Annotated in this window: 22 protein-coding genes and 2 pseudogenes; 18 read left to right on the forward strand and 6 right to left on the reverse strand. The window is 68.4% G+C overall.

The window, feature by feature from the left end; genetic code table 11:
- Both A5736_RS08300 and A5736_RS08305 read left to right on the forward strand, forming a co-directional pair.
- Positions 1-303: pseudogene (locus tag A5736_RS08300) on the forward strand (acyl-CoA synthetase); the annotation flags it as partial.
- 1 nt (position 304) lies between these two features.
- On the forward strand, positions 305-532 hold the full coding sequence (locus A5736_RS08305; protein ID WP_076123004.1) for a Trm112 family protein: 228 nt from the start codon (positions 305-307) through the stop codon (positions 530-532).
- Here the strand turns inward: A5736_RS08305 and A5736_RS08310 are convergent.
- From A5736_RS08310 to A5736_RS08325, 4 genes are all read right to left on the reverse strand, one after another.
- Entirely contained in the window at positions 498-1,121 is a 624-nt protein-coding gene (locus tag A5736_RS08310; RefSeq protein WP_076245563.1) for a TetR family transcriptional regulator, read from the reverse strand. The two genes, A5736_RS08305 and A5736_RS08310, sit on opposite strands and share 35 nt — an antisense overlap.
- Before the next feature lies 1 nt (position 1,122).
- Positions 1,123-1,941: an ABC transporter permease gene (locus A5736_RS08315; RefSeq protein ID WP_198938146.1), complete on the reverse strand. Its 819-nt coding sequence runs from the start codon at positions 1,939-1,941 to the stop codon at positions 1,123-1,125.
- Positions 1,875-2,639, reverse strand: a complete 765-nt coding sequence (locus tag A5736_RS08320; RefSeq protein ID WP_076123007.1) for an ABC transporter ATP-binding protein — start codon at positions 2,637-2,639, stop codon at positions 1,875-1,877. The genes A5736_RS08315 and A5736_RS08320 overlap by 67 nt, the downstream gene beginning before the upstream one ends.
- Before the next feature lie 70 nt (positions 2,640-2,709).
- Positions 2,710-3,981 carry an ammonium transporter gene (locus tag A5736_RS08325; protein WP_076245564.1) on the reverse strand — a complete coding sequence of 424 codons (1,272 nt, stop codon included), beginning with the start codon at positions 3,979-3,981 and terminating at the stop codon, positions 2,710-2,712.
- Between the two features lie 45 nt (positions 3,982-4,026).
- On the opposite strand from A5736_RS08325, the gene A5736_RS08330 reads away from it, so the two are divergent.
- Positions 4,027-4,650, forward strand: a complete 624-nt coding sequence (locus tag A5736_RS08330) for a DNA-3-methyladenine glycosylase (RefSeq protein ID WP_076245566.1) — start codon at positions 4,027-4,029, stop codon at positions 4,648-4,650.
- Here A5736_RS08330 and A5736_RS08335 read toward each other — a convergent pair.
- Positions 4,647-5,537 (reverse strand): annotated as a pseudogene (locus tag A5736_RS08335) (bile acid:sodium symporter family protein); the annotation flags it as partial. The gene A5736_RS08330 and the pseudogene A5736_RS08335 sit on opposite strands and share 4 nt — an antisense overlap.
- Before the next feature lie 120 nt (positions 5,538-5,657).
- On the opposite strand from A5736_RS08335, the gene tyrS reads away from it, so the two are divergent.
- From tyrS to xerD, 13 genes are all read left to right on the forward strand, one after another.
- The gene (tyrS, locus tag A5736_RS08340; RefSeq protein ID WP_076245569.1) at positions 5,658-6,923 is read left to right on the forward strand and encodes a tyrosine--tRNA ligase; all 1,266 of its coding nucleotides are present in this window, start codon (positions 5,658-5,660) and stop codon (positions 6,921-6,923) included.
- An 83-nt stretch (positions 6,924-7,006) separates the two neighbouring features.
- A complete protein-coding gene (locus A5736_RS08345; protein WP_076245570.1) occupies positions 7,007-7,372 on the forward strand; it encodes a DUF732 domain-containing protein in 366 nt (121 codons plus the stop codon).
- Between the two features lie 44 nt (positions 7,373-7,416).
- Positions 7,417-8,214: a tetratricopeptide repeat protein gene (locus A5736_RS08350; protein WP_139333203.1), complete on the forward strand. Its 798-nt coding sequence runs from the start codon at positions 7,417-7,419 to the stop codon at positions 8,212-8,214.
- 13 nt (positions 8,215-8,227) lie between these two features.
- Positions 8,228-9,226 carry an HAD-IIA family hydrolase gene (locus A5736_RS08355; RefSeq protein ID WP_076123013.1) on the forward strand — a complete coding sequence of 333 codons (999 nt, stop codon included), beginning with the start codon at positions 8,228-8,230 and terminating at the stop codon, positions 9,224-9,226.
- Between the two features lie 12 nt (positions 9,227-9,238).
- On the forward strand, positions 9,239-9,424 hold the full coding sequence (locus tag A5736_RS08360; RefSeq protein WP_076123014.1) for a hypothetical protein: 186 nt from the start codon (positions 9,239-9,241) through the stop codon (positions 9,422-9,424).
- A gap of 8 nt (positions 9,425-9,432) precedes the next feature.
- Entirely contained in the window at positions 9,433-10,242 is an 810-nt protein-coding gene (locus A5736_RS08365; protein ID WP_076123015.1) for a TlyA family RNA methyltransferase, read from the forward strand.
- On the forward strand, positions 10,239-11,162 hold the full coding sequence (locus A5736_RS08370; protein WP_076117267.1) for an NAD kinase: 924 nt from the start codon (positions 10,239-10,241) through the stop codon (positions 11,160-11,162). The genes A5736_RS08365 and A5736_RS08370 overlap by 4 nt, the downstream gene beginning before the upstream one ends.
- A gap of 24 nt (positions 11,163-11,186) precedes the next feature.
- Positions 11,187-12,938, forward strand: coding sequence for a DNA repair protein RecN (gene recN, locus A5736_RS08375; protein ID WP_076245572.1), 1,752 nt, complete (start codon positions 11,187-11,189; stop codon positions 12,936-12,938).
- 125 nt (positions 12,939-13,063) lie between these two features.
- The gene (gene steA, locus A5736_RS08380) at positions 13,064-14,245 is read left to right on the forward strand and encodes a putative cytokinetic ring protein SteA (RefSeq protein ID WP_076123017.1); all 1,182 of its coding nucleotides are present in this window, start codon (positions 13,064-13,066) and stop codon (positions 14,243-14,245) included.
- Positions 14,246-14,257: 12 nt separating this feature from the next.
- Complete coding sequence (locus A5736_RS08385) at positions 14,258-15,202, forward strand: copper transporter (protein ID WP_076245574.1); 945 nt, start codon at positions 14,258-14,260, stop codon at positions 15,200-15,202.
- A 143-nt stretch (positions 15,203-15,345) separates the two neighbouring features.
- On the forward strand, positions 15,346-17,097 hold the full coding sequence (locus A5736_RS08390) for a CTP synthase (protein WP_076123019.1): 1,752 nt from the start codon (positions 15,346-15,348) through the stop codon (positions 17,095-17,097).
- Complete coding sequence (locus A5736_RS08395) at positions 17,090-17,713, forward strand: NUDIX hydrolase (protein ID WP_076245576.1); 624 nt, start codon at positions 17,090-17,092, stop codon at positions 17,711-17,713. Before A5736_RS08390 ends, A5736_RS08395 begins: the two co-directional genes overlap by 8 nt.
- On the forward strand, positions 17,710-18,651 hold the full coding sequence (xerD, locus tag A5736_RS08400; RefSeq protein ID WP_076123021.1) for a site-specific tyrosine recombinase XerD: 942 nt from the start codon (positions 17,710-17,712) through the stop codon (positions 18,649-18,651). Before A5736_RS08395 ends, xerD begins: the two co-directional genes overlap by 4 nt.
- 12 nt (positions 18,652-18,663) lie before the next feature.
- On the opposite strand, the gene A5736_RS08405 is transcribed toward xerD, so the two are convergent.
- Positions 18,664-19,416, reverse strand: a complete 753-nt coding sequence (locus tag A5736_RS08405; RefSeq protein WP_076245577.1) for an O-methyltransferase — start codon at positions 19,414-19,416, stop codon at positions 18,664-18,666.
- A 201-nt stretch (positions 19,417-19,617) separates the two neighbouring features.
- Here A5736_RS08405 and A5736_RS08410 point away from each other — a divergent pair, with 201 nt between their 5' ends.
- Together A5736_RS08410 and A5736_RS08415 are read left to right on the forward strand one after the other, a co-directional pair.
- On the forward strand, positions 19,618-20,481 hold the full coding sequence (locus tag A5736_RS08410) for a ParA family protein (protein WP_076062162.1): 864 nt from the start codon (positions 19,618-19,620) through the stop codon (positions 20,479-20,481).
- Positions 20,478-21,241 (forward strand): segregation/condensation protein A (locus tag A5736_RS08415; protein ID WP_076245579.1); only part of this gene is annotated, 764 nt, incomplete at its 3' end. The genes A5736_RS08410 and A5736_RS08415, both read left to right, overlap by 4 nt.

The following is a 21,241-nucleotide window of genomic DNA, read 5'->3' on the forward strand; positions in this document are numbered from 1 at the left end:
TACAACGTGCCGGTCGGCGATCACGAGGCGGCGGTCTCGGCGGTGACGTTGTTGCCGGGGGCCACCATCACCGCGGCGGACCTCACCGAGGCGGTCGCCAACATGCCGATCGGGCTGGGACCCGACTTCGTGTGCGTGGTGCCGGAGATGACGCTGAGCGCGACCTACCGCCCCACCGTCAGCGCCCTGCGGGCCGCGGGAATCCCCAAGGCGGGCCGTCACGTCTGGTATTTCGACGTGGGCAGCAACGAGTTTCGCCGGCTGACCCCAGGTGTGCGGTTGGAACTGGGCGGCGAGCACTGACGTGGTCGACGATTCGCTGCTCAACATTCTGGTGTGCCCCGCCGACCGGGGCCCGCTGCTGCTGGTCTCGGCGGACGACGGGGCCGAGTTGCTCTACAACCCGCGGCTGCGGCGTGCCTACCGCATCGAGGACGGCATTCCGGTGCTGCTGGTCGACGAGGCCCGTGACGTCGACGACGACGAGCACGCACGGTTCACGGCGCAAGCGGGTCCGGCAGATCCCCGGTGAGGTAACGCTGCAGGTTCGGCGCGATGATGTGCGCGATCTGTTCGGCCGGTAGCGACGCGAACGGTTCGATCCGCACGATGTAGCGCGCCATGACCACGCCCATCAACTGCGAGGCGACGAACTGGGCGCGGATCTTGCCCGTCCCGGGTGGAGTGTCGACGCGCGAACCCACCTCCCTGACGACCACCTCTTGCAGGAATGAGCGCGCCAGACTCACGTCGGCGCCGGCAAGCAACGATCGCACCGTCGCGATCAAGCCCGCGCCCATTTCCGAATCCCAAATCGGTAAGAGGATCGACGGCAGCCGTAGCCCGAGTTCCTCCACCGGCGTTTCCCGCATCGGCACCAGCACCGTCATGGGATCGACCGGAAGTTTGATCGCGGCGGCAAACAGCTGCTCTTTGGTGCCGAAGTAGTGATGCACCAGGGCGGAGTCGACGCCAGCCCCCGCGGCCACGGCCCGAATCGACGTCCGGTCAATGCCATTGCGAGCGAACAACTCTCGGGCGCTGGCTAGAATCCGCTCCCGCGTGTCGGTAACCCCGGCGGGTCGGCCGGGCCGTCGGCGTCCGGTTTGGGCGGTCGCCACGCTAGGGCGTCCGCCGTCGTAGGGTGGCCGCGGCCAGGCACAGCGCGGCGAGCGCGAAACACATGACGACGACGATGTCGCGTACCGCGATGTACGTCAAATCCGAATGCGCGCCCACCTGCTGCAGCGCCTCCAGCGCGTAGCTGGCCGGCAGCACGTTGCTGATCCACTGCAACCAGTGAGCCATCAACGCCCGCGGGACGATGATGCCGGCCAGCAGCAGCTGCGGCACCATCACCAGCGGTATGAACTGCACCGCCTGAAACTCGGTGCGGGCGAACGCACTACACAGCAGACCGAGGCCGACACCCAGCACCGCGTTGACGATCGCGATCACGAACACCCAGAGCGGGCTGCCCGCGGTGTCGAAGCCGAGGAACCAAAACGACACTCCGCATGCCAGAATCGCTTGCGCCGCAGCGGCTATCGAGAACGCGGTGCCGTAGGCGATCAGCAGGTCGAGCCGGCGCAGGGGAGTGGTCAGGATGCGCTCCAGCGTCCCCGAGGCCCGCTCGCGCTGCATCGTGATCGACGTGATGATGAACATCACGAAAAGCGGGAAAAGGCCGAGCAGGATCAGGCATGCGTTGTTGAACGGTGTCGGCGTGCCCGGGCGGTGCGGTGCGTTTTCGAACATGAAGTACATCAGCGTGATGACCAGGACCGGAACCAGCAGGATCAACGCGACGCTGCGACGATCGGCGACCAGTTGGCGCAAGATCCGCGTCGTCGTCGCCGTGTAGCCCTTGAGTCCTAGCCGGCTTGGCGTGTGGTGCTGTGCCTGATGATGGACAGAAACCCGTCCTCCAGTGACGTGCATCCGGTGTCCTCTCGTAGTTGGGTCGGGGTGGTGTGCGCGACCAGATACCCCTCGCGCATCAGCAACAGATCGCCGCAGTGGTCGGCCTCGTCCATCACGTGACTGGAAACCAGCAGCGTGGTGCCGCCGCGGGCCAGGTCGGTGAACTGTTCCCAAAGATCCACTCGCAGCACGGGATCCAGGCCCACGGTGGGCTCATCGAGCACGAGCAGATCGGGCTGGCAGACCAGCGCGCACGCCAGCGATGCCCTGGTGCGCTGGCCCCCGGAGAGGTTGCCGCAGAAGGCGGTTCGGTGATCGGTCAGTCCGACGCGGTCGATTGCGGTATCGGCGGCGCTGCTGTCGAAGCCATACAGCGATGCCAGGTAGCGGACGTTGTCGACGATCCGCAGGTCGTTGTAGAGCGTCGCGTCCTGCGGCATGTACCCGACTCGACGGCGCAGCGGCGCGGATCCGGCGGGGTGGCCCAGCACCGTCACCGTCCCCGACGTCACGATCTGTGTGCCGACGATGCAGCGCATCAGCGTCGTCTTGCCGCAGCCGGAGGGGCCAAGCAAGCCGGTGATGCTGCCGCGGGCAATCCGCACCGAGAAATCGTGCAGAGCTGGGCGTTTCCCGCGAATCACCCGCAGGTGATTGATGTCGACGGCCGGTTCCGCACCGCCCTGCCTCAATTCATCATGCGATGAAATCATCATGTGATGAATATCCGCCGGTGCGACGGGATTGTCAAGGGGTGGCGGACGCCGGGCGTGGCCGGCGGGGGATTTATCGCTCGCCGGCGGCCGGGCGGCGCTGCGGCAGATGTCCGTGCACGCCTTCGGCGTATGCGGTTTCGGCGTGCTGAGTGACGTCGACTCCGGCGGTCTCCTCTTCGGCGCTGACCCGGAAACCCATCACCCGATCGATCAACTTCGCCAGGACGAACGTCACGATGAACGCATAGAGGGCCACCACGACAATCGCCAGCGTCTGCTTCCCGAGCTGGGCGAAGCCGCCGCCGTAGAACAGCCCCTGCGGGCCCGACGTCATGACCGCGGTGGCAAGCAGCCCGATCAACGACACACCGACGACGCCGCCGACGAAGTGCACCCCCACGACGTCGAGCGAATCATCGTAGTTGAAACGGAATTTCGCGCCGACGGCGAACGAGCACACGATGCCCGCGGCGACGCCGACGACCGCGGCGCCGAGCGTGTTGACGGTTCCGCACGACGGGGTGATGGCGACCAGGCCGGCGACCACACCGGACGCCGCGCCGAAGGTTGTCGGCCTGCCGTCACGGAGTTGTTCGACCGATAGCCAGCCAAGCATGCCCAGGCAGCCGGCGACGAGGGTGTTGAGGAAAATGGCCGCGGCAGTTCCGTTGGCGGCCATGGCCGAACCGGCGTTGAACCCGAACCAGCCGAACCACAGCAGCCCGACACCGACGAAGAGCAGCGGCAGATTGTGCGGCCGCATGGCCTCCTTCTTGAAGCCGATGCGGGGTCCGAGCACCAGCGCCAGGGCCAGGGCGGAGCAGCCGGAGACGATCTCGACGACGAGCCCGCCCGCGTAGTCGAGCACGCCCAGCTTGGCCAGCCAGCCGCCGGGTCCCCATACCCAGTGTGCGACAACCGAATACACGACGATCGCCCATGTCGGGACGAACACCACCCAGGCCGCGAACTTCGCGCGATCGGCGATCGCGCCGCTCACCAGGGCGGCGGTGATGATCGCAAACGTCAATTGGAATGTCGCATAGAGCAGTTCGGGCACCGTGCCATGGAGGCTGTCGGGGGTGATGCCGAGCATCCCGATGTGCCTGAGGTTGCCGACGAATCCGCCGGCGCCGTCCTGGGAGAACGCGATGGTGTAGCCGACCAGCAGCCACGCCACCGTGACCAGCGGGATGGAGATGAAGCTCATCATCATCATGTTGAGCACCCCGGTGGTGCGGACCATGCCGCCGTAGAAAATGGCAAGGCCGGGGGTCATGAGCAGGACGAGTGCGGTGCTGGCCAGTAGCCACGCGGTGGCGGCGGGGTCGATCGCATGCATGATGACCGGATACTGCCATGTTCGGGGTGCCGGTAGGTTCGGTGGGTGCGATCCGGTCGCGGCGCGGGCCAGCTCTCAGTCGACCCCGTCGAGGCCGCGCATCGGTTGCTCGGTGCGACCATCACCTGCCGCGGAGTGCGGGCCGTCGTCGTCGAGGTGGAGGCCTACGGCGGGGTTCCCGACGGTCCGTGGCCGGACGCCGCGGCCCACTCGTATCGGGGCCGCAATGGCCGCAACGCGGTGATGTTCGGGCCCCCGGGGCGGCTGTACACCTACCGCAGCCACGGGATCCACGTCTGCGCCAACGTCTCGTGCGGCCCCGACGGCGTGGCCGCCGCCGTGTTGCTGCGCGCCGCCGCCATCGAGGACGGGCTCGACGCGGCCCAGGCCCGGCGCGGCGAGGCGGTTCGCCACATCGCGCTGGCGCGCGGTCCGGGGAATCTGTGCTCGGCTCTGGGAATCACCATGGCCGACAACGGGGTCGACGTCTTCGACCCGAAGAGCCCGGTGCGGCTGGCGCTCAGCGAGGCGCACGGCGCGGTATCGGGCCCGCGCGTGGGGATCAGCCAGGCCGCCGACCGGCCGTGGCGACTGTGGCTGGCGGGCCGGCCGGAAGTCTCCGCCTACCGCCGCAGCCCCCGCGCGCCGGCTCCGGGCGCCAGTGATTAGGCGGGGGCGGGTGCCGGTGAGACGGCGCGGAACGCGGGGTCCACGCGGCGCGCGAGGAAAATGAACGTCACGGCCAAGAGCGGCGCGACGGCACTGTATATCGCGGCCGGCGTTGCCATTTCGGCGCTGTTCAGCAACTGCGGACTCAACGCAATGCCCATCGCCACCACGGCATTGTGCATTCCGACCTCCAGGCTGACAGCGACGGCCTGCCGCGGGGCCAGCCGCATCAGGCGCGGCGCCAGATAGCCGATCGAGAGGCTCACGGTGCAGAACGCGACGACGGCTCCGATCAGCACGCCGAAGTTGTGCCATAGCGTCGTTCGGCCCCCTGCGAAGGCCGCGAGCACGGCGAGCACCAGGAGCGCAATGGCGGCTATGCGGACCGGTTTCTGCAGCCGGCGGGCCAGCTCGGGGAAGTGGTGGCGGGTTGCCACGCCGATCGCGATGGGAACGAGCACGAGGCCGATCACCGAAAGGAGCTTGTCCAGCTGCAGGGGGAGAAACCGCCCTTCGCCGAGGAACCAGGACATCGACATCGCCAGAATCGCGGGCAGGGCAACGACCGACAGCGCGGCGTTGATTGCGGTCAGCGTGAGGTTAAGCGCCAGGTCACCGTTGAAAAGATGGCTGAGCAGGTTCGCCATCGTCCCGCCGGGTGTGGCCGCCATCAGCATGAGCCCGACCGCGAGATGGGGTTCGAGGTGAAAGACCTCGGCGATGACCAGGCACACGGTCGGCAGCAGCAGCGCTTGGCAGGCGAGCGCCACGACGAGTGGTTTGCGCAGCGTTGCGGCCCGCTTGAAGTCGTCGACCGTGAGTGTCAGCCCGAGCGCGAGCATGATGATCGCGACGACCAACGGCCAGTACTGGTTGCTCATGACGCTCCGGGTTGTCGTGCGCTGACGGGGAAAGCCATAGCGCGACGATGCGCCACCTAGTTAGCTTGCCTTAGATAGCCGCGCGGTAGCGAATCGTGGCCGTGCGAGCGACTAAAGTCGTGCGCGATGTCTTCCGGAATCCTCGACGAGCTGGGCTGGCGCGGGCTGATCGCGCAGTCCACCGATCTAGACGCGCTGGCGGCCGAGGACCCGCCGCTGACGGTGTACGCCGGCTTCGATCCGACCGCGCCCAGCCTGCATGCCGGACACCTGGTGCCGTTGCTGGCGTTGCGGCGTTTCCAGCGCGCCGGCCACCGGCCCATCGTGCTCGCGGGCGGCGCCACCGGCATGATCGGCGATCCGCGGGACGTCGGCGAGCGCACCCTGAACGAAACGGGCACCGTCGCCGACTGGACCGAGAAGATCCGCGGACAGCTGGAACGATTCGTCGACTTCGACAGCTCACCCACCGGCGCGATCGTCGAGAACAACCTCGAGTGGACGCGCGAGATGTCGGTGACGGAGTTCCTGCGCGACGTCGGCAAGCATTTCTCGGTGAACGTGATGCTGGACCGCGACACCATCCGGCGGCGCCTGGAGGGCGACGGAATCTCCTACACGGAGTTCAGCTACATGCTGCTGCAGGCCAACGACTACGTCGAACTGCACCGGCGGCATGGCTGCACACTGCAGATCGGTGGCTCGGACCAGTGGGGCAACATCATCGCCGGGGTTCGCTTGGTCCGCCAAAAGCTCGGCGCCACAGTGCATGCGCTCACGGTTCCGCTGGTGACCGCCGCCGACGGCACCAAGTTCGGCAAATCCACGGGCGGCGGCAGCCTCTGGCTCGACCCGCAGATGACCAGTCCCTACGCCTGGTACCAGTACTTCATCAACACCGCCGACGCCGACGTGATCCGCTACCTGCGCTGGTTCACCTTTCTGTCGGCCGACGAGCTGGCCGAGCTCGAACGCGCCACGGCCGAACGCCCGCAACAACGCGCCGCGCAGCGTCGGCTCGCGACCGAACTCACCGTTCTGGTGCACGGCGAGGCCGCTACCGCGGCCGTCGAACACGCCAGCCGGGCGCTGTTCGGCCAGGGCGAACTGGACCGGCTCGACGAGGCGACGCTGGCCTCGGCGTTGCGCGAGACGTCGGTCGCGGAGCTCGAGCCGGGCGGCCCGGACGGCATCGTCGATCTGCTGGTGGCCAGCGGACTGTCCGCCAGCAAGGGTGCGGCCCGGCGCACGATCAGCGAGGGTGGCGTGTCGGTCAACAACATTCGCATCGACAGCGACGAATGGGTGCCGCAGAACTCGGACTTCCTGCACGGCCGTTGGCTGGTGCTGCGCCGCGGCAAGCGCAATGTCGCCGGCATAGAAAAGGTCTAGAACCGCGTCGCGAAACGCGTTAGTGCGCAAAGCTTTATCGCGCCGTGTTTTAAACGTGACTTCCGCTGGCCACTGTTGTCACAGTGATTTGCGCGCGGGGGACTCGGCAGACGGCGGCTCTTCGGTTTATCGCATTGGCGGCGGGTCTGCTCGCCACGACGACCGTGTCGGCGGCGCCGATCCGGGCCGACATGCTCGGCAACGCGTTTCTCTCCGCGCTGAACAATGCCGGCGTCACCTACAGCCAGCCGATCAGCACGACGGCGGCGGGCCAGGCGGTCTGTCCGATGCTGTTCCAGCCGGGTGAGTCTTTCGACGCGGTCGTCCGCGAAATGGCCGTCAGGAGAGGGATGTCCGAGAAGTCGGCCGGCGTATTCACGATCGTCGCTATCGCGACGTACTGTCCGGCGGTCTTGGCGCCGCTGCTGAACGGGCGGCTGCAGGCCTAGTTCGCCCGGCCGACGGCATTCGGCGTGCCCGTATCCTTTGCAGCGTGGTCGACGACAGGCATGGCCGAGACGGGCAGCGACGGCCGCGCTCGGCATCGCGGTGGTCAGGACCGGGGCGCGCGCGCCCGGCCCAACCGCAGAGCGCTGCGGCGGAGCGGCCGTCGCAGGATGGCGCGGCTCAAGACGGGCCCCCGATACCGCCCGGCGTGGACGCCAGGCAACTCGCACCCGAAATCCGCCGCGAACTGAGCACCTTGGACCGTGCCACCGCCGACGCCGTGGCACGCCATCTGGTCGCCGCCGGCGAACTGCTCGACGAAGACCCGGAAGCCGCCCTCCGTCACGCGCGTGCGGCGCGGTCGCGGTCCAGCCGGATCGCGGCGATCCGCGAAGCGGTCGGGATCGCCGCCTACCACTGCGGCGATTGGGGCCAGGCGCTCGCCGAATTGCGCGCCGCCCGCAGGATGGGCAGCAAGTCCTCGCTGCTCGCGCTTATCGCCGATTGCGAACGCGGCCTCGGCCGCCCGGAGCGGGCGCTCGAACTGGCCCGCGGGCCGGAGGCGGCCGAGCTCAGCGGCGACGACGCCGACGAGCTGCGCATCGTCGCGGCCGGCGCCCGCTCGGATCTCGGGCAGCTGGAGCAGGCCCTGACCGTCTTGTCCACGCCGCAGCTGGACCCGACCCGCACCGGTTCGACGGCCGCGCGGTTGTTCTACGCGTACGCCGACACGCTGCTGGCGCTGGGCCGTGACGACGAGGCGCTGCGGTGGTTCTTGCGCTCCGCGGCCGCCGACATCGACGGCGTCACCGACGCCGAAGACCGGGTCAGCGAGCTCGGCTGAGAGTTTGGTTGACGTGAAAACCCTTGCGCAGGAATATGATTGCCTGCTCATAGACCTGGACGGGACGGTGTTCCGCGGCGCCCAACCCACCGATGGCGCGGTGCAGTCGCTCGACGAAGTGCGCAGCCGCAAGCTGTATGTCACCAACAACGCCTCGCGCAGCCCCGACGAGGTCGCGGCGCACCTGCGCGAGCTCGGCTTCGACGTCACCGGCGAGGACATCGTCACCAGCGCCCAAAGCGCCGCCCACCTGCTCGCAGGTGAGCTACCCCCGGAATCGCCGGTGCTGATCGTCGGCACCGACGCCCTGGCCGACGAGGTCGCCGCGGCGGGCTTGCGGCCCGTTCGCAAGTACGACGACCATCCCGTCGCCGTTGTGCAGGGCCTTTCGAAGACCATCGCCTGGCCGGATCTCGCCGAGGCGGCGCTGGCCATCCGGGCCGGCGCGCTGTGGGTGGCGGCCAACGTCGACCCCACGCTGCCCACCGAGCGGGGCCTGCTGCCCGGGAACGGGTCGTTCGTGGCCGCGCTGCGGACGGCCACCGGCGCCGAACCCCGCGTGGCGGGGAAGCCCGCGCCGACGCTGATGACGGATGCGGTGGCGCGCGGCGATTTCCGGGCCGCGCTGGTGATCGGCGACCGGTTGGACACCGACATCGAGGGCGCCAACGCCGCCAAGCTGCCCAGCCTGATGGTGCTCACCGGCGTCAATACCGCGCGCGACGCCGTCCGCGCCGAACCCGCGAGGCGCCCCACCTACATCGGCCACGACCTGCGCGCATTGCACGACGAAGCGAGCCGGCTCGCGGTCGCGCCGCAAGCCGGCTGGCGCGTCGACGTCGGCGAGCAGGCGGTGACGGTCGGAGCCAACGGGGACGACGACGGGGACGGGCTGTCGGTCGTGCGCGCCGTCGCCAGCGCGGTGTGGAGTGCACCGCAGTCCGATGCCCTGCGCATCGAGGCCGCCGACGACCGGGCGCGCGACGCGCTGCGGCGCTGGTCTCTGGTCTAGCGTAGGTACGCGATGACTATCGATCCTGAACAGATTCGCGCGGAAATCGACACCCTGCTGGCCCAACTCCCCGATCCGAAAGACCAACAGGCCATGCAAAACGGGCCGTCGCTGGCCGAGCTCGAAGAGATTGCCCGCCGTCTTTCCGAGGCGCACGACGTGCTGCTGCAGGCGCTGGAGTCCGCGGAGAAGGGCTGACGTGCCCCATGCCTCGACGCGCCCGCGTTGACGCCGAGCTGGTACGGCGCGGCCTGGCCCGGTCTCGTCAGCAGGCCGCGGAGCTGATCGGCGCCGGCAAGGTCAGCATCGACGGCCTGCCGGCGGTCAAGCCCGGCACCGCCGTCGCGATCACCGCGGCGCTGACCGTCGCCGACGAGGGCGAGCGCAGCTGGGTGTCGCGAGGCGCGCATAAGCTCATCGGCGCGCTGGACGCCTTCGACATTCCCGTCGCGGGCCGCCGCTGCCTGGACGCCGGCGCATCGACGGGCGGGTTCACCGAAGTCCTGCTGGACCGCGGGGCCACCCAGGTGGTGGCCGCGGACGTCGGCTACGGCCAGCTGGCCTGGTCGCTGCGCTCCGATCCGCGGGTGGTCGTCGTCGAGCGGACCAACGCCCGCGAGCTATCCCCGGAGGCGATCGGGGGCCAGGTCGACCTGGTAGTGGCTGACCTGTCGTTTATCTCGTTGGCCACCGTGTTGCCCGCGCTGGCTGGATGCGCTTGCCCCAGCGCGGATATCGTTCCCATGGTGAAGCCACAGTTTGAAGTGGGGAAGGGTCAGGTGGGCCCCGGCGGGGTGGTCCGCGATCCCGGGCTGCGCGCCGACTCGGTGCTCGGCGTCGCGAGGCGCGCCGGGGAACTGGGCTGGCATACCGTCGACGTCATGGCCAGTCCGCTACCGGGACCGGCGGGCAATGTCGAATACTTCTTGTGGTTGCGCGCCGAGACCGATCGGGGGCTGTCTGCTGATGAGTTGGTGGACGCGGTGCGGCGCGCCGTGGCGGAGGGCCCGCAATGACGACTGAACGTACCGTCCTGCTGATCGTCCACACCGGGCGTGACGAAGCGACCGAGACCGCGCGGCGCGTGCAGAAAGTGCTGGGCGACAACGGCATTGCGCTTCGCGTCCTGTCCGCCGAGGCCGTCGACCGGGGATCGTTGCACCTGGCGCCCGACGATATGCGGGCCATGGGTGTCGAAATCGAAGTGGTCGACGCCGACCCGCACGCCGCCGAGGGCTGCGAACTGGTGCTGGTGCTCGGCGGCGACGGCACCTTCCTCCGTGCGGCCGAATTGGCCCGCAACGTCGGAATTCCGGTGCTGGGCGTCAACTTGGGCCGCATCGGATTCCTGGCCGAGGCGGAGGCCGAGGCCATCGACACGGTGCTCGACCACGTCATCGCGCGGACCTACCGGGTGGAGGAGCGCCTGACGCTCGACATCGTCGTGCGCCAGGGTGGCCGCATCATTGACCAGGGCTGGGCGCTCAACGAGGCCAGCCTCGAAAAGGGCCCGCGGCTGGGCGTGTTGGGCGTCGTCGTCGAAATCGAGGGACGGCCCGTGTCGACGTTCGGCTGCGACGGGGTGTTGATCTCGACGCCGACCGGATCCACCGCCTACGCGTTCTCCGCCGGCGGTCCCGTGCTGTGGCCCGACCTCGAGGCGATCCTGGTGGTGCCCAACAACGCTCACGCACTGTTCGGCCGGCCGATGGTCACCAGCCCGGACGCCACCGTCGCGATCGAGATCGAGGCAAGCGGCAACGACGCCCTCGTGTTCTGCGACGGACGGCGCGAAATGCTGATACCGGCCGGCGGGCGGCTCGAGGTAACCCGTTGCGCCACACCGGTGAAATGGGCACGCCTGGACAGCGCGCCGTTTACGGACCGCCTGGTGCGCAAGTTCCGGTTGCCGGTGACCGGCTGGCGCGGGAAGTAACGGCGCTGCAACGGTGCTGATCGAATGCTGACCGAAATCCGCATCGAGTCGCTGGGTGCCATCAGCGTCGCGGTCGGGGAGTTCGGCCGCGGTCTGACCGTGTTGACCGGCGAGACGGGTACCGGCAAGACGATGGTGGTGACCGGGCTGCACCTGCTCGGCGGAGCCCGCGCCGACGCCACCCGGGTGCGATCCGGGGCGGACCGCGCTGTTGTCGAAGGCCGTTTCACGACAACCGATTTCGACGACGAGACAGCCGCGCAGCTGGACGGCGTGCTGGAATCCTTGGGCGCCGAGCGCGACGAGGATGGCAGCGTGATCGCGCTGCGCTCGGTCAGCCGCGACGGACCGTCGCGGGCGTATCTCGGCGGTCGCAGCGTGCCCGCGAAGTCGCTTGGCGACTTCACCGCCGAGTTGCTCACCCTGCATGGGCAGAACGACCAGCTGCGCCTGATGCGGCCCGACGAGCAGCGCGGCGCGCTGGATCGCTTCGCGGCCGCGGGCCCCGCGCTGGAGCGCTATCGCAAGCTGCGCGAGGCGTGGCTGTCGGCGCGACGCGACCTGATCGAACGCCGCGACCATGCCCGCGAACTCGCGCAAGAGGCCGACCGGCTGAAATTCGCGCTCAACGAGATCGACAGCGTCGACCCGCAACCCGCCGAGGACGAGGAACTGGTCGCCGACATCCGGCGGCTCTCCGAGCTGGACACCCTGCGGGAGGCCGCCGCCGCGGCCCGCGCGGCGTTGTCCGCGGACGACGCGGATGCGTTCGGCTCCAGCGCCGTCGACAACCTCGGGCGCGCGCGAACCGCGCTCGAATCCGCCGACGATGCCACGCTGCGGGCGCTGGCCGAGCAGATCGGTCAAGCGCTCACCGTCGTCACGGACGCGGGGCAGGAACTGGGCGACTATCTGGAGCAGCTGCCGGTGGACGCCAGCGCCCTGGAGTCCAAGCTGGCCCGTCAGGCCCAGCTGCGCACCCTGACCCGCAAGTACGCGGCCGACATCGACGGGGTGCTGCGATGGGCACAGGAATCCCGGGAGCGCTTGGCGCAAATCGACGTCTCCGAGGAGGGCATCGCCGCGCTGGAACGCCGCGTCGACGAGCTGGCGCGCGAACTACGCGACGCCGCAGTCGATCTCAGCAATCTTCGCCGCAAGGCCGCCAAGCGGCTGGCCAAAGCGGTGACGGCCGAACTGGCCGGGCTCGCGATGGGCGACGCCGAATTCACCATCGGCGTGACCACCGATGTCGCGTCTGGCGCCGACGATCCCGCCACCCTGACGCTGCCTTCCGGCGAGCTGGCCCGCGCCGGCGGCGATGGGGTCGATGAGGTCGAGTTCGGGCTCGCCGCGCACCGCGGCATGACCGTGCTGCCGTTGGCGAAGAGCGCGTCCGGCGGCGAGCTGTCCCGGGTGATGCTGGCGCTGGAGGCCGTGCTGGCAGCGTCGGCGGCGGGGACAACCATGGTCTTCGACGAGGTCGACGCCGGCGTCGGGGGCCGCGCGGCGGTTCAGATCGGACGACGGCTCGCGCGGCTGGCGCGCACCCATCAGGTCATCGTGGTGACGCACCTGCCGCAGGTCGCGGCCTACGGCGATGTGCACCTGGTGGTGCATGCCGCCGGGCCGCGGGGGACGAGTGTGGTGCAACGCGTGACCGGCGACGATCGGGTGGCCGAGCTGGCGCGGATGCTGGCAGGGCTCGGCGAATCCGACAGCGGCCGCGCACACGCCCGCGAACTGCTGGACGCCGCCCAGAACGACGAGATCTAGATTGACCCCACCGCGAGACCGGATCGGGATCGACCTGTTACAGATGTGACTCTAGATAACTTCTGAGGCTGATGTTACGGCGCGCCTCCTCGCCTCGGCCGCGCTTCACCGACAGAATCGCCCCCATGAAGATGTCAGGCCTGCTAACTCGTAATGCCTCCCGACCGGGCCTTACCGGCACCGCGCGGGTTGACCGCAATATCGACCGACTGCTGCGCAGGGTCTGTCCCGGCGACATCGTGGTGCTCGACGTCCTGGATCTGGACCGCATCACCGCGGACGCCCTCGTTGAGGCCGACATCGCGGCCGTCGTCAACGCGTCCCCGTCCGTCTCGGGCCGCTATCCCAACATGGGCCCCGAGGTGCTGGTCAACAACGGGGTGACGCTGATCGACGAGACCGGACCCGACATCTTCAAGAAGGTCAAGGACGGGGCCAAGATTCGGCTGTACGAAGGCGGCGTTTACGCCGGCGACCGCAGGCTGATCCGCGGCACCGAGCGCACCGACCATGACATCGCCGACCTGATGCGGGAGGCCAAGAGCGGGCTGGCCGCCCACCTGGAGGCGTTCGCAGGCAACACAATTGAGTTCATCAAGAGCGAGAGTCCGCTGTTGATCGACGGCATCGGCATCCCCGATATCGACGTGGACCTGCGTCGCCGGCACGTGGTGATCGTCGCCGACGAGCCGAGCGCCGAGGATGACCTGCGATCTCTCAAACCGTTCATCAAGGAGTACCAGCCGGTGCTCATCGGCGTCGGTAGCGGCGCGGATGTGTTGCGCAAGGCGGGATATCGGCCGCAGATCATCGTCGGCGACCCCGAGCAGATCAGCACCGACGCGCTAAAGTGCGGCGCCCATGTGGTGTTGCCCGCCGACGCCGACGGGCATGCGCCCGGCCTGGAACGGATTCAGGATCTCGGTGTCGGGGCGATGACGTTTCCGGCCGCGGGCTCGGCTGTCGATCTGGCGCTGCTGCTCGCCGATCATCATGGCGCGTCGCTGCTCGTGACGGCCGGCCACACCGCCAACATCGAGACGTTCTTCGATCGCACCCGCACGCAAAGCAACCCGTCGACGTTCCTGACCCGACTTCGGGTGGGGGAGAAGGTGGTGGACGCCAAGGCGGTTTCCACGCTGTACCGCAGCCACATCTCGGCGGGCGCCATCGCGCTCTTGGCGCTGACGATGCTGATCGCCGTCATCGTCGCCCTGTGGGTCTCGCGCACCGACGGCGTGGTGCTGCATTGGATCACCGACTACTGGAACCACTTCACTCTCACCGTGCAGAGGTGGGTGGCCTAGAACGGTGCGCACATGATCTCGTTACGCCAACATGCATTCTCGCTGGCCGCGGTCTTCCTGGCGTTGGCCGTGGGAGTCGTGCTGGGTTCGGGATTTCTGTCCGACACTCTGCTGTCCAGCCTGCGTGACGAGAAGCGCGACCTGTTCACACAGATCGGCGGGCTCAACGACCAAAAGAATGTGCTGAACGAGAAGCTCAGTGCCGCAAACAATTTCGACACCCAGCTGGGCGGCCGGATAGTGCACGACGCGCTCGCTGGCAAGTCGGTGGTCGTCTTCCGCACCCCCGACGCGCGAGATGACGACGTCGCCGCGGTGTCGAAGATCGTCGGCCAGGCCGGCGGTACGGTCGCTGGCACGGTGTCGTTGACCCAGGAGTTCGTCGACGCCAACTCCGCGGAGAAGCTCCGCACGGTGGTCAACTCGTCGGTCCTGCCCGCCGGCCAGCAGCTGAGCACCAAGCTCGTCGACCAGGGCTCGCAGGCTGGCGACCTGTTGGGCATCGCGTTGTTGGTCAACACCAATCCGGCCATTCCACCGGTGGACGACGCGCAGCGGGACACCGTGCTGGCGTCGCTGCGCGACACCGGCTTCATCACGTATCAGCCCAGCGATCACCTGGGCGCCGGGACTGCCGCCCTCGTCGTGACCGGCGGCGGGCTGCCGCAGGACGCCGGCAATCAGGGCGTCAGCGTCGCCCGGTTCGCCACCGCGCTGGCGCCACACGGCGCCGGCACGCTGCTGGCCGGGCGGGACGGGTCCGCGACGGGCGGCGCCGCGGTCGCGGTGGCCCGAGCCGATGCCGCCATGGTTTCGGCGATCAGCACCGTCGATGACGTCGATACCGCGCCCGGGCGCATCACCGCGATCCTGGGCCTGCATGACCTGATCAACGGCGGCCACGTCGGGCAGTACGGCACCGGTCACGGGGCGACGTCGATCACCGTGCCCCAGTAGCCACTCAGTAGCCGCTCCGCACGCCGGGCGTGTTCCCCGCGGCGCGGCACGGTGGATGTTAGGGTGGATTTCCGTGGGTCGGCAGGCCCAGCTGGTTAAGACTAGAAAAGTCGAAGCCCTGCCCGTCTTCACGGAGGTCGCCAGTGCGAAAGCACCCGCAAACCGCCACCAAGCACCTCTTCGTCAGCGGTGGCGTCGCTTCGTCACTCGGCAAGGGGCTCACCGCGAGCAGCCTGGGCCAGCTACTCACCGCGCGCGGGTTGCACGTGACGATGCAAAAGCTCGATCCGTACCTCAATGTCGACCCGGGCACGATGAACCCGTTCCAGCACGGCGAGGTCTTCGTGACCGAGGACGGGGCCGAGACCGACCTCGACGTCGGCCATTACGAGCGCTTCCTGGACCGCGACCTGTCCGGCTCGGCGAATGTTACTACCGGGCAAGTGTATTCGACCGTCATCGCCAAGGAACGGCGCGGTGAATATCTCGGTGACACCGTGCAGGTCATCCCGCACATCACCGACGAGATCAAGCGGCGGATCATGGCGATGGCCGAACCGGACGCCGACGGCAACCGCCCGGACGTCGTGATCACCGAAATCGGTGGCACCGTGGGCGATATCGAGTCGCAGCCCTTCCTGGAGGCGGCCCGCCAGGTCCGGCACGACCTGGGGCGGGAGAACGTCTTCTTCCTGCATGTGTCGCTGGTGCCGTATCTCGCGCCGTCGGGTGAACTCAAGACCAAGCCGACCCAGCACTCGGTGGCCGCGCTGCGCAGCATCGGTATCACCCCGGACGCGCTGATCCTGCGCTGCGACCGCGACGTCCCCGAAGCCCTGAAGAACAAGATCGCGCTGATGTGTGACGTCGACATCGACGGCGTCATCTCCACCCCGGACGCGCCGTCGATCTACGACATCCCGAAGGTGTTGCACCGTGAGGAACTCGACGCCTTCGTGGTGCGCCGGCTCAACCTGCCGTTCCGCGACGTCGACTGGACCGAATGGGACGACCTGCTGCGCAGGGTGCACGAGCCACACGAGACGGTGCGAATTGCGTTGGTAGGAAAGTATGTCGAGCTGTCCGACGCCTACCTGTCGGTCACCGAGGCGCTGCGCGCGGGCGGGTTCAAGCACCACGCAAAGGTCGAGATGGTCTGGGTGGCTTCCGACGGGTGTGAGAGCGCCGCGGGTGCCGCGGCGGCGTTGGGGGACGTGCACGGTGTGCTGATTCCCGGCGGGTTCGGCATCCGCGGCATCGAGGGCAAGATCGGCGCCATCCAACACGCCCGCTCGCGCGGTTTGCCGGTGCTGGGGCTGTGCCTCGGCCTGCAGTGCATCGTGATCGAAGCCGCCCGCTCCGTCGGTCTCACCGAGGCCAACTCAGCCGAATTCGAGGCGGGCACACCGGATCCCGTCATCTCCACGATGGCCGACCAGGAACAGATCGTGGCCGGCGAGGCCGACCTCGGCGGCACGATGCGGCTGGGCGCGTATCCCGCGGTGCTGGAGCCGGATTCCATTGTGGCCCAAGCGTATGGGACGACGGAGGTATCCGAGCGACACCGGCACCGCTACGAGGTTAACAACGCCTACCGCGACCGGATCGCCGAAAGCGGTTTGCGTTTCTCCGGCACCTCACCAGATGGGCACCTGGTGGAGTTCGTCGAATACCCACGCGACATCCACCCGTTCGTCGTCGGCACCCAGGCCCACCCCGAACTGAAGAGCCGGCCCACCCGGCCACACCCGTTGTTCGTCGCATTCGTCGGGGCGGCCATCGACTACCAGAAGGGCGAGCAGTTGCCGGTGGAAATCCCCGAGCACACGTCCAACGGCGATCAGCAACTAGACAGCACACGGCGGCCGTTACCCGAGCCGGCGACCCGTGGCTGAGCACGTTTTCGAAACGGCGTCATCCGAAACGCTGCACACCGGAAAGATTTTCGCGCTGCGCCGCGACCAGGTGCGCATGCCCGGCGGCAAGGTCGTCACCCGCGACGTCGTCGAGCACTTCGGCGCGGTCGCCGTTTTGGCGATGGACGACGACGGCAACGTCCCCCTGGTGTATCAGTACCGGCATGCGTTCGGCAGGCGGCTGTGGGAGCTGCCCGCCGGGCTCCTCGACATCGACGGCGAGGCGGCGCATTTGACCGCCGCGAGGGAGCTGCAGGAGGAGGCCGGCCTGCGGGCCGACACCTGGCGGGTGCTCGTGGATCTCGATTCGACGCCCGGATTCAGCGACGAGTCGGTGCGGGTCTATCTGGCCACCGGGCTGAGCGAGGTGGACCGGCCCGAGGCGCACGACGAAGAAGCCGACATGACGTTGCAGTGGTATCCGCTCGCCGAGGCCGCCCGCAAGGTGCTCAGCGGTGAGATCGTCAATGCCATTGCCGTGGCGGGGATTTTGGCCGCCCAGGCGGTGACCAACGGCTTCGCGGACCCGCGTCCGCTGGACAGTCCCTGGATCGACAGGCCGAGCGCGTTCGCCGCGCGAAAGGCCCGGGGATGACGGCGCCGGCGCTGGAGAGTCAAATGCAGGGCTACCTCGATCACCTGACGATCGAGCGGGGCGTGGCGCCCAACACGCTCAGCTCTTATCGACGCGACCTGCGCCGGTACTCAAAACACCTGTCGGACCGAGGAATTCACGATCTGGCAAAAGTCGGCGAGGACGACGTCAGCGAGTTCCTGGTGGCCCTGCGGCGCGGCGACCCCGATTCCGGGACGGCGGCGCTGTCCGCGGTGTCGGCCGCGCGGGCGCTGATCGCGGTGCGCGGTTTGCATCGCTTCGCCGCCGCCGAAGGGCTGGCCGAGCTCGACGTGGCGCGGGCGGTCCGGCCGCCGACGCCGGGCCGCCGGCTGCCGAAAAGCCTGACCATCGACCAAGTACTGGCGCTGCTCGAGGCCGCCGGCGGCGAGAGCCCGGCCGACGGTCCGCTGACGCTGCGCAACCGCGCGCTGCTGGAGCTGTTGTACTCCACCGGATCACGGATCTCCGAAGCCGTCGGCCTCGACGTCGACGACATCGACACCCAGGCCAGGTCGGTGTTGTTGCGCGGCAAGGGCGGCAAGCAGCGGTTGGTGCCGGTCGGGCGTCCCGCCGTGCAGGCGCTGGACGCCTACCTGGTGCGGGGGCGCCCGGAGCTGGCTCGCCGCGGCCGGGGGACGGCGGCCATTTTCCTCAACGTGCGCGGCGGCCGGCTGTCGCGGCAGAGCGCATGGCAGGTGCTGCAGGACGCGGCCGAGCGCGCCGGGATCACCTCGGGTGTGTCGCCGCACATGCTGCGGCATTCCTTCGCCACCCATCTGCTCGAGGGCGGCGCCGACGTTCGCGTGGTGCAGGAGCTGCTCGGCCACGCCTCGGTGACGACGACACAGATCTACACGCTGGTCACCGTGCACGCGCTGCGCGAGGTGTGGGCCGGCGCGCACCCGCGCGCGCAATAACCCGCGCCGGTGTCAGGCCAAGAGCTCCGATTCCAGCACCAGGTCGGAGACCATGGACTGGTATTCGAGGTGCGCCTTATGCTCGACGGTGTTCCACTGCGTGCCCTGCTGCTGGCGCATGTACTCGCGGTATTTCGGTGCGCCCGGCACCCTGACGTTGTCCGCGACGACGATCGAGCCGGGATGCAGCCAGCCCCGGTCCAGGATGCTCTTCAGGTCGTTCAGGTAGGCGTCTTTGTCGTGGTCGAGAAAGACGAAATCGAGTGCGCCAGAAGCGAATCCATATTCGCTGGCCAGCCTGTCGAGGGTGCGCCCGCCGTCGCCGATGGTGCCAACGACACAGGTGACCCGGTCTGCGACGCCGGCGTGTTCCCAGATCTGGCGGGCGTTGATGGCGTTGGCCTCGGCGAGTTCGACGGAGTACACCCGGGCGCTGGGTGCGGCCCTGGCGATCCGCAGCGCACCGTAGCCGCAGTAGGTGCCCAGCTCCAGCGCGAGCGCGGCATTGGCGCGGCGCACGGCGGCGTCCAGCAGCAGCCCCTTCTCGTCGCCGACGTTGATCAGCATCGACTTCTCGTAGGCGAACTTGTCGATGGTCGCCAGCACGTCGTCGATGTCGCCGGCCCGTGCGTTCTTCAGGACGTACTTCACCGCGGCGGCCTCGCGGCCGTCACCGATCTGGCCCGTGGTGGTGATGTTGCGCGTCCCGGCGGCCATTCGCCAGACCGACCATCGCAGGAGCGGTATCCGTCGCTTGAGATCCATGGGAATCCACGATAGTGGCGCCGGCGCCATGGCCCGCCAATGTTGCTGGTGTGACTAGTGTTAACGCTGCGCGCTATTGTGCCCGTTACCAGCGAGATTCGGCAATATTCGCTGGTTATATCGCCCGCGGGTCGCCCGGGTTCTGCCCGTCAACCCATTAGACTCTGCTGCGATGTTCACCTCCCGAACACTCGACCGGCGATGACCGATCCGTCCGACAGCGATATCGCTATCGGTCTGACCGGGCGTCCGCCACGGTCGATCCCGGAGCCGCAGCCGCGCACCTCGCACGGCCCGGCCAAGGTCGTCGCGATGTGCAACCAAAAGGGCGGTGTCGGGAAAACCACGTCGACGATCAACCTGGGCGCCGCCCTCGCCGAGTACGGCAGGCGGGTGCTGCTGGTCGACATGGATCCGCAGGGCGCGCTGTCGGCGGGGCTCGGCGTCCCGCACTACGAGCTGGAAAAGACCATTCACAACGTGCTGGTGGAGCCGCGGGTGTCGATCGACGACGTGCTGCTGTCCACCCGGATCAAGCACATGGACCTGGTGCCCAGCAATATCGACCTGTCGGCGGCCGAGATCCAGCTCGTCAACGAGGTGGGCCGCGAGCAGACCCTGGGCCGGGCGCTGCATCCGGTGCTGGACCGCTACGACTATGTGCTGATCGACTGCCAGCCGTCGCTGGGCCTACTTACCGTCAACGGGCTGGCCTGTTCGGATGGCGTGGTGATCCCCACCGAGTGCGAGTTCTTCTCGCTGCGCGGGCTGGCCTTGCTAACCGATACCGTCGACAAGGTGCGCGACCGACTCAATCCCAAGCTGGAAATCAGCGGCATCCTGCTCACCCGCTACGACCCGCGTACCGTCAACGCGCGCGAGGTGATGGCCCGCGTCGTCGAGCGATTCGGCGACCTGGTGTTCGACACGGTGATCACCCGCACCGTGCGGTTCCCGGAAACGAGCGTGGCGGGCGAACCCATCACCACCTGGGCGCCGAAGTCGACGGGCGCCCAGGCCTACCGCGCCCTGGCCCGCGAGTTCATCGACCGATTTGGCGCGTGAACGACACCGCAAATGGTGAGGCGCCACCGCAGAACGGCTACGCGGCTGGTTTCCAAGTCCGCCTGACCAACTTCGAGGGGCCGTTCGATCTGCTGCTGCAGCTGATCTTCGCCCACCGGCTCGACGTGACCGAGGTGGCGCTGCATCAGGTCACCGATGACTTCATCGCCTACACCCGGGCGATCGGTTCGCAGCTGGAGCTGGAGGAGACGACGGCCTTCCTGGTGGTTGCCGCGACGCTCCTCGATCTCAAGGCGGCCCGGCTGCTGCCGGCCGGACAGATCGACGACGAAGAGGACCTGGCGCTGCTGGAAGTCCGCGACCTGCTGTTCGCCCGGCTGCTGCAGTACCGCGCGTTCAAGCACGTTGCGGAGATGTTCGCCGAGCTGGAGGCCACGGCACTGCGCAGCTATCCGCGGGCGGTGTCGCTGGAGGACCGGTTCACCGAACTGCTGCCCGAGGTGATGCTCGGCGTCGATGCCGAGCGGTTCGCCGAGATCGCCGCCGTCGCGTTCACCCCGCGGCCGGTGCCGACGGTGGCCACCGAGCATCTGCACGAGCTGCAAATCTCGGTGCCCGAGCAGGCGCAAAAATTGCTAAGCATGCTCGAGGCGCGGGGCACTGGTCACTGGGCGACGTTTTCCGAGCTGGTCGCCGACTGTCAGGCGCCGATGGAGGTGGTGGGGCGCTTCCTGGCGCTGCTCGAACTGTATCGGTCCCGGGCGGTAGCATTCGACCAGTCAGAGCCGCTTGGCGTGCT

The organism is Mycobacterium sp. SP-6446, from assembly GCF_001954045.1.
In the GTDB taxonomy this organism is placed as follows: domain Bacteria; phylum Actinomycetota; class Actinomycetes; order Mycobacteriales; family Mycobacteriaceae; genus Mycobacterium.

What these genes read in the sequence shown, in the direction of transcription:
- A5736_RS08385 (WP_076245574.1), top strand. Translation starts at nt 14,258, where the DNA reads ATGATCTCGTTACGCCAACATGCATTCTCGCTGGCCGCGGTCTTCCTG.
- recN (WP_076245572.1), top strand. Translation starts at nt 11,187, where the DNA reads ATGCTGACCGAAATCCGCATCGAGTCGCTGGGTGCCATCAGCGTCGCG.
- A5736_RS08370 (WP_076117267.1), top strand. Translation starts at nt 10,239, where the DNA reads ATGACGACTGAACGTACCGTCCTGCTGATCGTCCACACCGGGCGTGAC.
- A5736_RS08315 (WP_198938146.1), bottom strand. Translation starts at nt 1,941, where the DNA reads ATGCACGTCACTGGAGGACGGGTTTCTGTCCATCATCAGGCACAGCAC.
- A5736_RS08325 (WP_076245564.1), bottom strand. Translation starts at nt 3,981, where the DNA reads ATGCATGCGATCGACCCCGCCGCCACCGCGTGGCTACTGGCCAGCACC.
- A5736_RS08320 (WP_076123007.1), bottom strand. Translation starts at nt 2,639, where the DNA reads ATGATGATTTCATCGCATGATGAATTGAGGCAGGGCGGTGCGGAACCG.
- tyrS (WP_076245569.1), top strand. Translation starts at nt 5,658, where the DNA reads ATGTCTTCCGGAATCCTCGACGAGCTGGGCTGGCGCGGGCTGATCGCG.
- steA (WP_076123017.1), top strand. Translation starts at nt 13,064, where the DNA reads ATGAAGATGTCAGGCCTGCTAACTCGTAATGCCTCCCGACCGGGCCTT.
- A5736_RS08405 (WP_076245577.1), bottom strand. Translation starts at nt 19,416, where the DNA reads ATGGATCTCAAGCGACGGATACCGCTCCTGCGATGGTCGGTCTGGCGA.
- A5736_RS08410 (WP_076062162.1), top strand. Translation starts at nt 19,618, where the DNA reads ATGACCGATCCGTCCGACAGCGATATCGCTATCGGTCTGACCGGGCGT.
- A5736_RS08365 (WP_076123015.1), top strand. Translation starts at nt 9,433, where the DNA reads ATGCCTCGACGCGCCCGCGTTGACGCCGAGCTGGTACGGCGCGGCCTG.
- A5736_RS08360 (WP_076123014.1), top strand. Translation starts at nt 9,239, where the DNA reads ATGACTATCGATCCTGAACAGATTCGCGCGGAAATCGACACCCTGCTG.
- xerD (WP_076123021.1), top strand. Translation starts at nt 17,710, where the DNA reads ATGACGGCGCCGGCGCTGGAGAGTCAAATGCAGGGCTACCTCGATCAC.